At 65.5% G+C, this 15,592-nt stretch carries 9 protein-coding genes; 5 read left to right on the top strand and 4 right to left on the bottom strand.

What is annotated here, in order from left to right; translation table 11 throughout:
* Positions 1-214 precede the first annotated feature (214 nt).
* The 4 genes from KF837_17405 to KF837_17420 all read left to right on the top strand — a co-directional run bounded on the left by KF837_17405 (position 215) and on the right by KF837_17420 (position 4,759).
* Positions 215-1,708: a serine/threonine protein kinase gene (locus KF837_17405; protein MBX3229104.1), complete on the top strand. Its 1,494-nt coding sequence runs from the start codon at positions 215-217 to the stop codon at positions 1,706-1,708.
* Positions 1,705-2,556: a hypothetical protein gene (locus tag KF837_17410; GenBank protein ID MBX3229105.1), complete on the top strand. Its 852-nt coding sequence runs from the start codon at positions 1,705-1,707 to the stop codon at positions 2,554-2,556. Before KF837_17405 ends, KF837_17410 begins: the two co-directional genes overlap by 4 nt.
* Before the next feature lie 889 nt (positions 2,557-3,445).
* The gene (locus KF837_17415) at positions 3,446-4,240 is read left to right on the top strand and encodes a hypothetical protein (protein ID MBX3229106.1); all 795 of its coding nucleotides are present in this window, start codon (positions 3,446-3,448) and stop codon (positions 4,238-4,240) included.
* Between the two features lie 213 nt (positions 4,241-4,453).
* On the top strand, positions 4,454-4,759 hold the full coding sequence (locus tag KF837_17420; protein ID MBX3229107.1) for a DUF559 domain-containing protein: 306 nt from the start codon (positions 4,454-4,456) through the stop codon (positions 4,757-4,759).
* Positions 4,760-4,827: 68 nt separating this feature from the next.
* Here the strand turns inward: KF837_17420 and rpoC are convergent, their stop codons facing one another.
* Together rpoC and rpoB are read right to left on the bottom strand one after the other, a co-directional pair.
* Entirely contained in the window at positions 4,828-9,093 is a 4,266-nt protein-coding gene (gene rpoC, locus KF837_17425) for a DNA-directed RNA polymerase subunit beta' (protein ID MBX3229108.1), read from the bottom strand.
* An 83-nt stretch (positions 9,094-9,176) separates the two neighbouring features.
* Positions 9,177-13,310 (bottom strand): DNA-directed RNA polymerase subunit beta, encoded by a 4,134-nt coding sequence (gene rpoB / locus KF837_17430; protein ID MBX3229109.1) that lies wholly within the window; start codon positions 13,308-13,310, stop codon positions 9,177-9,179.
* Between the two features lie 430 nt (positions 13,311-13,740).
* Here rpoB and KF837_17435 point away from each other — a divergent pair, with 430 nt between their 5' ends.
* Positions 13,741-14,415 (top strand): hypothetical protein, encoded by a 675-nt coding sequence (locus KF837_17435; protein MBX3229110.1) that lies wholly within the window; start codon positions 13,741-13,743, stop codon positions 14,413-14,415.
* A gap of 234 nt (positions 14,416-14,649) precedes the next feature.
* On the opposite strand, the gene KF837_17440 is transcribed toward KF837_17435, so the two are convergent.
* Positions 14,650-14,922, bottom strand: coding sequence for a hypothetical protein (locus tag KF837_17440; GenBank protein MBX3229111.1), 273 nt, complete (start codon positions 14,920-14,922; stop codon positions 14,650-14,652).
* A gap of 13 nt (positions 14,923-14,935) precedes the next feature.
* Complete coding sequence (locus tag KF837_17445) at positions 14,936-15,580, bottom strand: hypothetical protein (protein ID MBX3229112.1); 645 nt, start codon at positions 15,578-15,580, stop codon at positions 14,936-14,938.
* Between the last annotated feature and the right edge of the window lie 12 nt (positions 15,581-15,592).

Below are 15,592 nucleotides of genomic sequence, written 5' to 3' on the forward strand. Positions count from 1 at the left end.
CGCGCGAGAAAGCCGACGGTCGGTCTCCCAATTCTCGCCGTCCATCGGGAGGGTGCAATCGCCGCGAACGCGACGTCGGACATGCACGGTGAACCGTGACCGACACGCACGTGCATATCGCCGAGCGCCTGGACTGTGATCTCGCTGTTCGTCACCGGACCGCGAGCGGCGCTGTGATAGAATTAGGCTCTTATCTGCGCGCTACGGGAGGATCATGGCTGACTCGGACGACGAGCTTCGCGCCCGCGCGGAAGCGCGGGTAGGCACGGTGCTTCGCGAGAAGTACACGGTCGAGGAAATCATCGGCGTGGGGGGTATGGCGTCTGTCTATGCCGCCTCACACCGGAACGGCCGTCGCGTAGCGCTCAAGCTCCTGCATCCCGAGCTGTCGCTCCGCGCAGACCTGCGGAAGCGGTTCCTCCGCGAGGCACAAGCCGCAAACGCGGTGAAACATCCCGGAGTGGTCGCGGTGCTCGACGATGACGTCGCCGAGGACGGGGCTGCGTTCCTCGTCATGGAGCTGCTGGATGGCCAAAGCGTGGAGGAGCTTTGGGAGGCGCATGGGAAGCGGCTACCCACGAAGGCGGTGCTGACCCTGGCGGCTGACCTTTGCGCGGTCCTCGCCGTTGCGCATGACGCAGGTGTCATTCACCGCGATCTAAAGCCAGCCAACCTGTTCGTCACGGAGGCGGGCGAGCTGAAGGTCCTCGACTTCGGAATCGCGCGCGTGCGCGATGCAGCGACCACGAGCGCGACGAGCGCGACGTCGACGGGCTCGGTGTTCGGAACGCCCGCCTTCATGGCACCAGAGCAGGCTGGCGGACTTGTAAACGAGTTGGGGCCGCTCACCGACCTTTGGGCGGTGGGCGCAACGATGTACACGCTCCTCAGCGGACGTCCGGTGCACGACGGGCAATCGGGTCAGCACATCGCGATCCTGGCGGCCACTCAACCCGCGGCGTCTCTCGCGTCGGTGCTGCCCGAGGCACCGGAGGATGTCGTCGCGATCGTGGATCGCGCGCTTGCGTTCAACAAGACGGACCGCTGGGAGTCCGCCGCCGCGATGCGGACTGCGCTTTGCGAGGCTCAGACGCGCTTGCCCGAACCGGAGGCCACGGACGATGACACGGTCGTTCGGGGCACCCTCAGCGAGACGTTGCTCGCCGTCGCGAAGCGTGAAGCCGTCGCCGTGCGCTCGGGGACGCTGGCGTCTCCGGGAAACGGAGCCGCGTTTCTGGGCGGTACGACGGGGCAGCCGGTTTCAAGCGAACCGATTACAGAGGACGCTCCGACGCGGAGGCGCGGCTCTCCGAAGTGGCGCCTCATGGGCCTCATGGGTGCCGTCGCAGCGATCGCGATTGCCGGGGTGGTCGCGACTGGCGTTATCGTGACCACCCAAAAACGCGCCGCTGAGACAGCCCCCCAGGCAACACGGAGCGCTCAGATTCCGGAAGCGACCGCTTCGCCCATCGCAATGCCGCCTGAACTGCCGCTTCGAAGCCCGCCTGTCGCGGCCGCGCCAGCTATTGCGCCGGTCCCCAATGAACCGCGGCCGACCGTTTCTGCGTCAGTGCGAGCAGCCAAACCGCCCGTGGCGCCAGCGGCAAGGCCACGAGCTGGAACGACAACGCCCGCGCCGCGACTCAACTGCAACCCACCCTTCACGAGCCAAGACGGAATCCAAGTGCACAAGCCGGGGTGCCCGTGATGCGACCTGGCTGGCCGACATTGCTCATTGGCGCGCTCCTGGGGATCGCGCCGATCGCGCCCGGTACAGCGCAGGCAAGTGACGAGAACGCCTGCTCGGCCGCGCACGTGCGCGCACAGGTTCTCAAACGCGACATGCCCAACAGACTCCTCGAACGCCGGGTCGCACTTCGCACATGCTCCAGCGACCTCTGCGCGCCGTCGATCGTTGATGCGTGTTCAGCCTGGTTGCGGGAAGTCGAGGCAAACGTTCCGAGCCTCACAGTGCGCGTTGTCGATCAGCGTGGTGTCGGCACCGATGCGGCGGTCCTGATCGACGGCAGAATGCAAGTTCCGGGGCTGCCGCTGGAACTCGACCCTGGTGAGCACACGATCGTCGTCACTGGAGTCGGGCGTGAGGAGTCGAGAAGTGTTCTCTTGCGCGCGGGCGACAAGAATCACGCGATGCAGATCGTCTTGGGATCCAATTCGACAGCACAAGCGTCTGGTGCCGGGCTCAAGCGCTCGGAACGACGGCGCGTTCCAACGGGCACTTGGATCTCCTACGGCATCGGCGCCGTCGGCTTGGGAAGTTTGTTGACCGGTCTGCTGCTGGCCGTGAGCAAGGAAGAGCAGCTCGCTGCCGAGTGTCACGACGACAAATGCCCTTCATCGTCGAAGGACATCGTTACTGCGTATCATGCCGGTCGGATCATGGCGTTCGCCGGTGGCGGCGTTGCACTGGTGGGTGCTGTAGTCGGCTCGGTCTTGTTACTCACGGCGGACCCTGACCCCATCCCTCAGCGGCAGACTGCCCGAATTGAACTTCTCTTCGGCGCAGGACAGGTCGCACTCAAGGGAGCGATGTGACGTTCAGGGCCTACTCGCGAATCTGCGTAGTGCTTGCTAGCAGCGTGGTGACGATCGCGTTGTCATGCACGAACTACCACGTTGATGATCGCGCGTTTCAAGGCGGTTCCGGCGACAGTTCTGAAACCGACGCCGGCAGCGTGCAACGCCCTCTGCCACGCCCACCCGAACCCGATGGGTCTTGCACCGCAGGGTTTCACCGTTGCGGGGACCTCTGCGCTCCCAACGATTCCCCGGAGAGCTGTGGAACTTCGTGTACCCCCTGCCCAGCTTTCTTTCAGGCGACTCCGACATGCGAGGGCGAAAAGTCGTGCGGCCTGAAATGCAATCCGGGGCATGAGGATTGCAACCGCAATGCACAAGACGGATGCGAGGTCGACGTCGCGAATAGCCCAGACGACTGCGGGACATGCGGGACTCGTTGCGCGCCACTTTCTGGGACAGGTTTGGGGGCGACACAGCGGCGGTGCGAATCCGGAAAATGTCGCTATGAGTGCAAGGGATACCAAGACTGCAACGTTCTCGAAAACGGGTCCAACGTCGACGGTTGCGAGTGCGCGGCAGATAAGTGTTGCGCAGGAAAGTGTCCACAAGTCCACCACAATGGGATCTTCCCGTTCTGGGACTGCTCGCTTGCGACCACGGCGAGCGAGCTGGATCTAGCAATGGCGGCTTGTAAGTCCGCTGGAGATCGGGACTGCACCGACTACGAAGCATGCAACGGCCGAGCGGTATGCGGCTCGATCGGGGCCACACTCTGTCAATGCTGGGCGTATTCTGGCCCGAACGCACGCCGCATGAACCGCGGTCAGAGCGGTCAGGGCTGCGTGTGCCCAACATCCGCGGACCCGACTTGGTACTAGCTCTAGAGCAAAGGATAGCGAGAGTCATGAATGCGAACAATCCGACGGATGCACAGCGAAAAGCTGAAAGGGACCTGCGTGACGCACGCGTATTGTTTACAAATTACCTCACGCTCACTCGACACTGGGTGCGGCAGATACCGCAGGAGACGGGCGTATTCCTCTACCCAAGCGACACGATTGAGTCTGACTCGATGGTCTTCGCGTCGATATTCTCCTGCGTATGGGAAGCGATCAAGTTCCCGCCGATATTTCGCAGCTACCTCGCCGCGAAACCTGATGCCTTTATAGAACTGCGCAAGATTATCAACCCGAACGCCGACGGATATGCAGCTCATGCACGATTTTGGGTCAACAATGGCTCCGACACCGACGTGATTGAATGCAAGGGTCTCACGGCGGAATGCACACGGAATCTGGCCCGAACACTCCGCAACGGCCTCAACCATTTCAACTATCGCTACATCGACGTCACACCTAGTGCGTATTTCGACAATCTTGGTCTCTCGCTACCACCCGCGATGCAAAGCGCCGCGCGAGAGCCGACGCTCGGAGGCAACTACCGCATCTTCGTGGTCGACCACGGGCAAGCGGGGTTCATGAGACCAAACTCAGACACGCGAATCGTGGAAACGCTCTTTGCGCATCTTCGCTACCACCTCTTCTGTTTCCTCGCCCGTATCCTCACCGAACCGGGAGACGCTTACGTTACTGACATTCTTACGCTCTCACCGCTCGGCCCCGTCCCGACGCTTACTGCTGCTCTGCCGACCGTATCCGCGAGGTGTGCTCGCTGCGGCGAGGTGGCGCCCTCGGCCTGATGTGACCCGGTTCGGCCTTAGTCCGGTCGAATTTAGCAGCTCCACCATGGAAATAGTTCGGCCGTCGAGAGCGTTGCGCAGGCACGATGTTCAACGTGGAGCAGGTCCGGGCGAAGTATGAGCGTTTGCGCGGCGTCATGGATGAACGCGTGACGCGTCTCCGGGCCGCGGCGGAGGCAGAGGTGCTGGGCTACGGCGGCATTGCGACAGTCGTTGAAGCGACCGGGATCAGCAAGACTCGAATCCGAGCTGGTCTTCGCGACCTCGCCGAGCTGGCTGCGAATCCTCCGGATCCTGGAGATCGTTAACAGGAACCACATCGTCGACTTCGCTTGCACCAAGGTCCGCCTCGCCGTCGAGGTCGACGGCGGCGCTCACCACGGGCGCGAGCCCCACAACGCCCAGCGGGACCGCGAGCTCGCCGCCCTCGGCTGGGAAGTCGTCCACATCCCGGAGGAGCTCCTCTTCGCCAACCTCGAGGAAGCCGTCCGCCGCATCCTCGCTCGCGCCTTGCGTTAACGACGAACGCCGCGAGTCCCTCTCGGGATCGCGGCGTTCGCGAAGCTCACCTTGCGGGAGCTAGAGGATCACTCCTCGTTCACCGCCGCGAGCTGGCTCGGCGTCGGCTGCGGGATCGGCTGCGGCTGGTAGCGCGACTGGTCCTGCTCCACCGCCTCGCCGTCGACAACGACGTTGAGGACCTTGTACGCCGCGAGGCCCGTGCCGGCCGGGATCAGACGGCCCATGATCACGTTCTCCTTGAGACCGCGCAGCGTGTCCGTCTTCCCGTTGATCGCCGCTTCCGTGAGCACCTTGGTGGTCTCCTGGAACGACGACGCCGAGATGAAGCTCTCCGTCGAGAGGCTCGCCTTCGTGATGCCGAGAAGCAGCGGCTCTGCGATGCCCGGCTTGCCGCCGCGCTCGATGACCCGTGAGTTCTCACGCTCGAAGATGTGCTTCTCGACGTTCTCGTCCACCAGGAAGTTCGTGTCGCCCACGTCCTTGATGCGCACGCGGCGCAGCATCTGGCGGACGATCACCTCGATGTGCTTGTCGTTGATGGCGACGCCCTGCAGGCGGTAGACCTGCTGGATCTCGTTCACGAGATACGCCGCAAGCTCCTTCTCGCCCTTCACGCGCAGGATGTCGTGCGGGTTTGCCGGGCCGTCCTGCAGCGGCTCGCCTGCGCGCACCCGGTCGCCCGGTTGGACGTGGATGTGCTTGCCCTTCGGGATCAGGTACTCGCGGGACTGATCGTTGAGGGGCTGGCCGTCGTGGCTGAAGGGCGTGATGAGGACCTTGCGCTTGCCCTTCGTGTCCTTGCCGAAGGAGACCTCGCCGTCGATTTCCGCGATGATCGCGTGGTCCTTGGGCTTCCTGGCCTCGAAGAGCTCCGCCACGCGCGGGAGGCCGCCCGTGATGTCCTGCGTCTTCGTCGACTCGCGCGGGATCTTCGAGATGACGTCGCCCGGCTCGAGGATGTCGCCGTCCTGGACGACGATGTTCGCGCCGACCGGGAGGAGATAGCGGGCTTCGAGGGTGGAGTTGGGGAGCTTGAGCGTGTCGCCCGTCTCCGGGTGCTTGAGGCTGACGCGCGGGCGGAGGTCCGCCGCGCGGGACTCGATGACCACCTTGCGCGAGAGGCCCGTGACCTCGTCGAGCTTCTCGATCATCGTCACGCCCTCGACGATGTCGCCGAACTTCGCGACGCCGCCGACCTCCGTGAGGATGACGTTCGCGAAGGCGTCCCACTCCGCGAGGAGCTGGCCCGGCTTCACCTTGTCACCCTCGGTGCACTTGAGGACCGCGCCGTACACCATCCGGTGGTGCTCGCGCTCGCGGCCCGTGTCGTCCACGATCACGAGCTCGCCGTGGCGGTTCATGACCGTGACCGTTCCGTCGCGACGGCGGGCCAGGTTCGCGCCGCGGATGCGGACGAAGCCCTCGGTGCGCGCCTCGATCGAGGACTGCTCGATCTTGCCGCGCGCCGCCGCGCCGCCGATGTGGAAGGTGCGCATCGTGAGCTGGGTGCCCGGCTCGCCGATGGACTGAGAAGCGATGATGCCGATCGCCTCGCCGATGTTGACCTTGTAGCCGCGCGCGAGGTCGCGGCCATAGCACTTCGCGCAGACGCCGCGGCGGGTCTGGCAGGTGAGCACCGAGCGGATCACGATCTCCTCGATGCCCGCCTCCTCGATCTTGAAGACGAGGTCCTCGTCGAGCTCCGTGTTGTACGGGACGATGACCTCGCCCGTGAGCGGGTCGACGACGTCTTCCAGGGCGACGCGGCCGAGGATGCGGTCGCCGAGGGGCTGGATGACCTCGCCCGCGTCCTCGAGCTTCGCGACGCGGATGCCGTCGAGGGTGCCGCAGTCGAACTCGGAGATGACCGCGTCCTGCGCGACGTCGACGAGGCGACGCGTCAGGTAGCCGGAGTTGGCCGTCTTGAGCGCCGTGTCCGCGAGGCCCTTACGAGCGCCGTGGGTCGAGATGAAGTACTCGAGGACGGAGAGGCCCTCGCGGAAGTTCGCCTTGATCGGGTTCTCGATGATCTCGCCGGAGGGCTTGGCCATGAGGCCGCGCATCGCGGCGAGCTGGCGGATCTGCTGCGTCGAGCCGCGGGCGCCCGAGTCCGCCATGATGAAGATGCTGTTGAAGGAGGGCTCGACGGACTCCTTGCCGGTCTCGGAGTCGGTGACCGTCTCCTTGCCGATGACCGTCATCATCTCGCCCGTCACCTTGTCGGCGACGCCGGCCCAGATGTCGACGATCTTGTTGTAGCGCTCACCGTCGGTGATGAGGCCTTCCTGGTACTGGTCGATGACCTGCTGGACCTCGCCCTGCGCCTCGCCGAGAAGGACCGCCTTCGCGTCGGGGATGACCATGTGGTCCATGCAGATCGAGACGCCCGCCTTCGTCGCGTGCTCGTAGCCGAGCGAGCGCAGGCGGTCCGCGAGGAGGACCGTCTCCTTGTTGCGGTGCTTGCGGTAGCAAGCGTCGATGAGCGTGGAGAGCGCCTTCTTGTCGAGGGCCTTGTTCACCAGCTTGAAGGGCAGACCCTCGGGGACGATCTCCGAGATGAGGCAGCGACCGACGGTGGTGTCGACCGTGATGCGCTTCTGCGTCTCGGGGTCGATCACGCGGACGCGGATGCCGGTGTGGATCGTGACCTCACCGTTGTCGTAGGCCATGCGGACCTCCTCGCGCGACGAGTACACGCCGCGGAGGTAACCGCCCTCGACCTTGCCGTTCTTGCTCACCTGGAGCGAGCCCGGACGGTAGCAACCCCTCGCGAACTTCTTCTCGCGGGTCGCGTAGTAGAGCCCGAGGACGATGTCCTGCGTCGGGTTGATGATCGGCTTGCCGTTCGCCGGCGAGAGGATGTTGTTCGTGCTCATCATGAGCACGCGCGCTTCCATCTGCGCCTCGATCGAGAGCGGCACGTGGACCGCCATCTGGTCGCCGTCGAAGTCGGCGTTGAACGCCGCGCAGACGAGCGGATGGAGCTGGATCGCCTTGCCCTCGATGAGGACCGGCTCGAACGCCTGGATGCCGAGGCGGTGGAGCGTCGGCGCGCGGTTCAGGAGGACCGGGTGCTCGGAGACCACCTCTTCGAGGATGTCGAAGACCTCGGGGCGCTCCTTCTCCACCATCTTTTTGGCGGATTTGATGGTATTGACGTAACCCCGCTCTTCGAGCTTGTTGTAGATGAACGGCTTGAAGAGCTCGAGCGCCATCTTGGTCGGGAGACCGCACTGGTGCAGCTTGAGCGCGGGGCCGACGACGATGACGGAGCGGCCGGAGTAGTCGACGCGCTTGCCGAGGAGGTTCTGGCGGAAGCGGCCCTGCTTGCCCTTCAGCATGTCGCTGAGGGACTTGAGGGGGCGCTTGTTCGGACCGGTGATGGTCTTGCCGCGGCGGCCGTTGTCGAAGAGGGCGTCGACCGCCTCCTGGAGCATGCGGCGCTCGTTCCGGATGATGATCTCCGGCGCGTTGAGCTCGAGCAGGCGCTTCAGGCGGTTGTTGCGGTTGATGACGCGGCGGTAGAGGTCGTTGAGATCGCTCGTCGCGAAGCGGCCGCCGTCGAGCGGGACGAGCGGGCGGAGATCCGGCGGGAGGACCGGGATGACGGTGAGCATCATCCACTCCGGACGGTTGCCGGACTCGCGGAACGCCTCCGTGACCTTGAGGCGCTTCACGATCTTCTTGCGCTTCGCCTCGCTCGTCGCGGTGCGCATCTCCTGGCGGAGCGTCTCGCAGAGCTGGTGGATGTCCACGCTCTTGAGCATCTCGAGGACGGCCTCGCCGCCCATGCCCGCCTGGAACTTGTCGTCGCCGTACTCGTCCTGGAGCTGCATGTAGCGCTCCTCGGAGAGGAGCTCGCCGCGCGAGAGGGCGGTCTCCTTCGGGTCGATGACGATGTACGCCTCGCAGTAGAGGACCTTCTCGAGGTCCTTCAGCGAGATGTCGAGCATGTTGCCGATGCGGCTCGGCAGGCTCTTGAGGAACCAGATGTGCGCGACGGGCGTGGCCAGGTTGATGTGGCCGAGGCGCTCGCGGCGCACCTTGCTCTGGATGACCTCGACACCGCACTTCTCGCAGACGATGCCACGGTGCTTCATGCGCTTGTACTTGCCGCAGTTGCACTCGTAGTCCTTCACCGGCCCGAAGATCTTGGCGCAGAAGAGGCCATCCCGCTCCGGCTTGAACGTGCGGTAGTTGATCGTCTCGGGCTTCTTGACCTCACCGTGCGACCACTCGCGGATCTTCTCGGGGCTCGCGAGCGAAATGCGGATCGCGCTGAACGAAAGCGGATCCTTGGGCTTCTCGAAGAAGCTGAAGATGTCGCGCATCGGGAATTGCCTCTCTCTCTAGATACGAATCGAACTTGGTTTCAGGGCGGCGGACGGAGGAGGGAGCCGGAGCTCCCTGCGACTCACTCTTCCGCGGCCTGGTCGGCGGCCCGGATCTGACCCGGCTCGAGGAGCTCGACGTTCAGGCAGAGCGCCTGGAGCTCCTTGATGAGGACGTTGAACGACTCCGGCAGGCCCGGCTCGAGCGTGTACTCGCCCTTCACGATGGCTTCGTACATGCGCGTGCGGCCCATGACGTCGTCGCTCTTGACGGTGAGGAACTCCTGCAGCGCGTACGCGGTGCCGTAGGCCTCCATCGCCCAGACCTCCATTTCGCCGAGACGCTGGCCGCCGAACTGCGCCTTGCCACCGAGCGGCTGCTGGGTGACGAGCGAGTACGGGCCGATCGAGCGCGCGTGGATCTTGTCGTCGACGAGGTGGTGCAGCTTGAGGACGTACATGACGCCCACCGTCACCTCCTGGTCGAACGCCTCGCCCGTGCGGCCGTCGAAGAGGACCGCCTGGCCGCTCGTCGGGAGCCCCGCGAGCGCGAGGCTCGACTTGATCGCCTCCTCCGGCGCGCCGTCGAAGACCGGCGACGCGAAGTGGACGCCCTTCTTCAGCTTCTGCGCGACCTGACGCGCCTCGTCCTGCGTCAGCTTCGAGAGCATCTTGGAGATGTCCTTGTCGCCGTCGAAGATCTTGAGGATGTGCTCCTTGATCTGCGCGTCGCTGAACTTGTGGTCCAGCATGTACTGGAGCTGCCAGCCGAGCGCGAGGCCGCCCCATCCGAGGTGCGTCTCGAGGATCTGACCGACGTTCATACGAGACGGAACGCCGAGCGGGTTGAGGACGATGTCGACCGGGCGACCGTCCTGCGTGTAGGGCATGTCCTCTTCCGCCATGATGCGGGAGACGACGCCCTTGTTGCCGTGACGGCCGGCCATCTTGTCGCCGACCTGGAGCTTGCGCTTGATGGCGATGTAGACCTTCACCATCTTGATCACGCCCGGCGGGAGCTCGTCGCCCTTCGAGAGGCGATCGATCTTGTCGCGGAAGTGCTCCTCACGGACGCGGATGATCTCCTCGAGCTCCGCGAGCTTCGCCGCGATGTCCTCGGCGTCCTCGACCGGGAGCTCCGCCCAGTACTTGCGCGGGATCTCGTCGAGCGCCGCCTCGTCCATCGCCTGGCCCTTCTGGAGGAGGACCTTGCCCTTGTCGTCGACGAGCTTGCCGGTCGTGGTCTGACCGACGAGCTTCTTCTTGAGGCCGCGGAAGAACGAGTCGCGGAGGATCTTCACCTCCTCGTCGCGCTGGCGCTCGAGGCGCTCCTTCTCGGCGGTCTCGATCGAGACCGAGCGCTCGTCCTTCTCCGTGCCCTTGCGCGCGAAGATGCGAGCGTTGATGACGATGCCGCTGACGCCCGGGGGGACGCGGAGCGAGCTGTCGCGCACGTCGCCGGCCTTCTCGCCGAAGATCGCGCGGAGGAGCTTCTCCTCGGGAGAGAGCTGCGTCTCGCCCTTCGGCGTGATCTTGCCGACGAGGATGTCGCCCGGCTTCACCTCGGCGCCGATGCGGACGATGCCGCTCTCGTCGAGGTCCTTGAGGGCCTCTTCGCCGACGTTCGGGATGTCGCGGGTGACCTCTTCCTTGCCGAGCTTCGTGTCGCGCGCGACGCACTCGAACTCCTCGATGTGGATCGAGGTGAAGACGTCGTCCTTCGCGATGCGCTCGCTGACGAGGATCGAGTCCTCGAAGTTGTAGCCCTGCCACGGCATGAACGCGACGAGCACGTTCTGGCCGAGCGCGAGCTCGCCCATGTCGGTCGACGGGCCGTCCGCGAGGACGTCGCCGGCCTTCACGCGCTCGCCCGCGCGGACGATCGGCTTCTGGTTGAAGCAGGTCGACTGGTTCGAGCGCTGGAACTTGTAGAGCTGGTAGATGTCGGGGATCTCGGCCTTGTCGCTCTCGGGGCGGACGACGATGCGCGAGGCGTCGACGCTCTCGACGACGCCGTCGCGCTTGGCGAGCATGCAGACGCCGGAGTCGCGCGCGAGCTTGCCCTCCATCCCGGTACCGACGAGCGGCGCCCAGGAGCGGATGAGCGGAACGGCCTGACGCTGCATGTTCGCGCCCATGAGCGCGCGGTTCGCGTCGTCGTGCTCGAGGAACGGGATCAGGTTCGCGGCGACGGACACCATCTGGTTCGGCGCGACGTCCATGAGCTGGACCATGTCGGGCGCGACCATCTGGAAGTCGCCGTTGAGGCGCACGCTGACGAGCGACTCCTTGTACTTGCCCTTCTCGTCGGTGTCGGCGGACGCCTGCGCGATGAACTTCGCCTCCTCCTCGAGGGCGGAGTACCAGTTCACCTCGTCGGTCGCGCGGCCGTCGCCGGCGCGGCGGTACGGCGTCTCGACGAAGCCGTACTCGTTCACGCGCGCGTAGGTGCTGAGCGAGGCGATGAGGCCGATGTTCGGACCTTCCGGCGTCTCGATCGGGCAGATACGGCCGTAGTGCGTCGGGTGGACGTCGCGGACCTCGAAGCCCGCGCGCTCGCGCGTGAGACCGCCGGGCCCGAGCGCGGAGAGACGACGCTTGTGCGTGACCTCGCTCAGCGGGTTCGTCTGGTCCATGAACTGCGAGAGCTGCGAGGAGCCGAAGTACTCCTTCACCACCGCGGAGACCGGCTTCGCGTTGATGAGGTCGTGCGGCATGAGCGTGTCGATCTCTTGCGACATGCTCATGCGCTCCTTGATCGCGCGCTCCATGCGGACCAGACCGATGCGGTACTGGTTCTCCATGAGCTCGCCGACCGCGCGCACGCGACGGTTGCCGAGGTGGTCGATGTCGTCGACGGAGCCGCGGCCGTTCTTCAGCTCGATGAGGTGGCGGACCGTCTCGAGGATGTCCTGCGCGGTGAGGATCTGCGTGTCGAGCGCGGGGCGCTGCTCCTCCGGCAGGTCCTTGTAGAACTTGTAGTTCAGCTTGAGGCGGCCGACCTTCGAGAGGTCGTAGCGCTCGGGGTTGAAGAACAGGTTGTGGAAGAGCGTCTTCGCCGTGTCGAGCGTCGGGGGATCGCCCGGCCGGAGGCGGCGGTAGATCTCCATGATCGCGTCTTCGGTCGTCTTCACCTTCTCCGCGAGGAGCGTGTCGCGGAGGTAGCTGCCGACGTTGAGGCCGTCGATGAAGAGGATCTTGAACGAGTCGAGGCCCGCCTCGCGGAGCTTCTCGAGCTTGTCCGCCGTGACTTCCTCGTTGACCTCGAGGATGACCTCGCCGGTCTCCTTGTCGACGACGTCGTGCGCCGCGACCTTGCCGACGAGGTCCTCGACGTCGGCCGGGAGGCGATCGACCTTCGCCTCGCGGAGCTTCTTCATCGCCGCCTTGGTGAACTTGGTGTTCTTCTTGACGATGACTTCGCTGCCGACCTTGATGTCGCGCGTCGAGCGCTGGCCCGCGAGGAGGTCGTACTCGACCGACTTCGCGTACTTGCCGCCCTTCTCCAGGTACACCGTCTCGGTGTTGTAGAAGTAGTTGAGGAGGTCCTGCGTGCTGTAGCCGAGGGCGCGGAGGAGGTTCGTCGCGTGCATCTTCCGGCGGCGGTCGATGCGGACGTAGATGATGTCCTTCGGGTCGAACTCGAAGTCGAGCCACGAGCCGCGGTAGGGGATGACGCGCGCGCTGTAGAGCAGCTTGCCGCTCGAGTGCGTCTTGCCCTTGTCGTGATCGAAGAAGACGCCCGGCGAGCGGTGGAGCTGCGAGACGACGACGCGCTCGGTGCCGTTGATGATGAACGTGCCGGTGTCCGTCATCAGCGGGATCTCGCCGAAGTAGACCTCCTGCTCCTTGATGTCGCGGACGATGCGCTCCCCGCCGTCGCGGGTGTCGTAGATCATGAGCTGCGTCGTGACCTTGATCGGCGCAGCGAACGTCATGCCGCGCTGGCGGCACTCGTCGACGTCGTACTTCGGCTTCTCGAGGTTGTACGAGACGAAGACGAGCTCGCTCGTGCCGTTGAAGTCCTTGATCGGGAAGACGCTGCGGAAGACAGCCTGGAGCCCCGTCTCGACGCGTTCGTTCTGCGGGACGTTGGACTGCAGGAACTTGTCGTACGACGACTTCTGGATGTCGATGAGGTTCGGGACCTCGATCACACGAGAGATCCGTCCGAGGTTCTTGCGGATGCGAAAGTTGGACTGGATAGCGGTCGCCATCGTTGCTCCTTGTGGCGGCGGTCGGTCGGGAGGGCGCGAACCTCTCGAAGCGAGAGCCTCATCCGGCCGAGAGGAGGCCGGGATTCGTGCGGCGCGAAGCTAAGAAGAGTGGGACTACGAGAACGGCTGAGAACTTTGGTACGAGAAATGCCCTATGGGCCGAATGGGGGCACCTGTCCCTCCACCGGCCCGCGGCGTCAACTAAAAGTCAAAAAGTGCGTTCCAAACGAGGTTTTTGAGGCGTTCTGGCGAGGACGCGGAAGGTTCAGCCCCACCCCGGCTGAGTCCTAGGCCCGATCCTTGCGATGAGAGCTAGGGGGAACGCTGTCTAGACCAGTGCCCCGCGACAGGCAAGCACAGCAAAGAAAAAGATTACGGCTGAGCTGTTCCACGCAACTTCCCCGGCGCCCGGCCGACCCTGCGCACCACGATGAAATCGCTCCTCCTCACTCCCTTCGTCTTCGTCCTCGCCTGCGGCGGCTCCGCCCCGTCCGTCCCTCCGCCGCCGCCCCCCACGACGACCGCCGAGGTCTCGAGTCCTCAACCAAAGGCCGCCGAACCGCCGCCGGTCGCACCGGAGGAGGCCGCGAAGCCGGCCGATCCGTTCGCGGCGCTCCCGCCGTCGCTCCCGATGCCGGAGCCGGGCAAGCCGGTGAAGGTGAAGCGATCGGGCGGCGCGTGGCCGTTCCACAAGTGGACGCGCGCCGAGGTGGTGGTCTCGAACTGGGCGTCGTACGGCCCGGAGACGCGGATGCACGCGTACGACGAGGAAGGCTGGAGCCCGTCGGTGAAGTACCGGTCTCCGCTCGACGGCGAGAAGGCGAAGAAGGCCGTCGACCTCGTCATCGCCGAGCGCGGCGAGATGCTCGTCTCGAAGTGCCCCGCCCCGCGTCACTCGGTCGTCCTCTTCGACGGCGACGATCCCGTCGCCAGCATCGACGTCTGCTTCACCTGCCACGACGTCCTCCTGTGGCCCCAGTGGCCCGGCGGCACGCCGACCTTGAAGCAGTACAAGGCGATGGAGAAAGCCAACGCCGAATTCCTCCCCCGCTGGGAAGAGCTCCTCATCAAGGACCTGAAGCTCCCCCTCTTCGAAGGCCACTGACACGCCCGCAAACATGTAATATACATGCACATTTCTTTGCACGACTCGCCAGCCCACCGCTACGCCTTCGGTATGCGGCGTCGCGAGGATCCGCCTTTCGCTCCGCCTCGCGCCCGCACCCCAGCCCACGCCCCATCCCCGAGCCCACAACCCCGCGCTCCACCGCGCCCACACGGCCCGCGCGCTCGCGAGCGCTCGCATGCCCCGGCGATCCGCGACGGCGCGGATCGACGGTCAGTGAAGGGCGTCGGCCTTGGTGCGGCGGCCGAGGGTCTCGAGCGGCTGCGGGATGCCGGCGTCGGCGAACATCTCGGCGACGAGCTGGAGGCAGATGCTGATCGCCTGCATCGACTCCGGGCTCTCCTTCATCGCCGCCGCGCCGTTCGACCACTCCTCGAAGTGGTCGAGGATCGTGGTCTGTTGCTCGGTGCAGAGCGCCGCGAGCTTGTCCGCGTCGCCCATCAGGACCGCGCGACACAGACCCCGAAGCACGTCTTCAGGCTTCATCGCTCGGAAAGGCTCAGCGCGCGAGGACGGCGACCGCCATGTCCTCGTGCCAGCGCCAGCGGCCTTCGGTGACGACCTTGCGCTCCCACTTCGTGATGCGGCTCGCGTCCTCGACGAGGAGCTCGTCGCCGAGATCGCCCGCGCCGGGGAGCACGATCTTCGTCGGGCCGTTGCGGAGCTGGCGGTACGTGTACCGATCGAAGCTGCCCGCGAGGCCGGTGCCGTTCTGCGGGATCTGCCACTCCGTGAGCGAGTCCGCGTCGGTGACGAGGCTCGGCGAGCCGGTGCGCGCGCCGAAGGTGACGGAGAGGCCCGCGCTCCGCGCCGCGATTGCCTCGAGCGACGCGTCGGCCACCGCGCTCGCGCCGTGCATCTTCGTGCAGCGGTACGTCTGGCTGATGACGAGCGCGCAATTCGCGCCGGACGAACGAAGATCCGCGAGGCGATCGGCCGCGTCGGACATGCGCATGTCGACGACGTCGACGGTGAGGCGGCCGAGCGGCTTCACCTCGCCCTCGAAGTAGTACGTCCCGTCGAGCGCGATCGGCGCGCTGCCGATCGCGAGCTCGTCCCCCGCGACGTCGGCCTCGGTGGCGGCGTCGGCGGAGCAGCCGGCGAGCGAAGCGAGGGCGAGGACGAAGAGCGGGGTGAGCTTCATGCGCTCGCGGTA

Origin of the sequence: Labilithrix sp. (genome assembly GCA_019637155.1) — a bacterium.
GTDB lineage: Bacteria > Myxococcota_A > Polyangia > Polyangiales > Polyangiaceae > Labilithrix.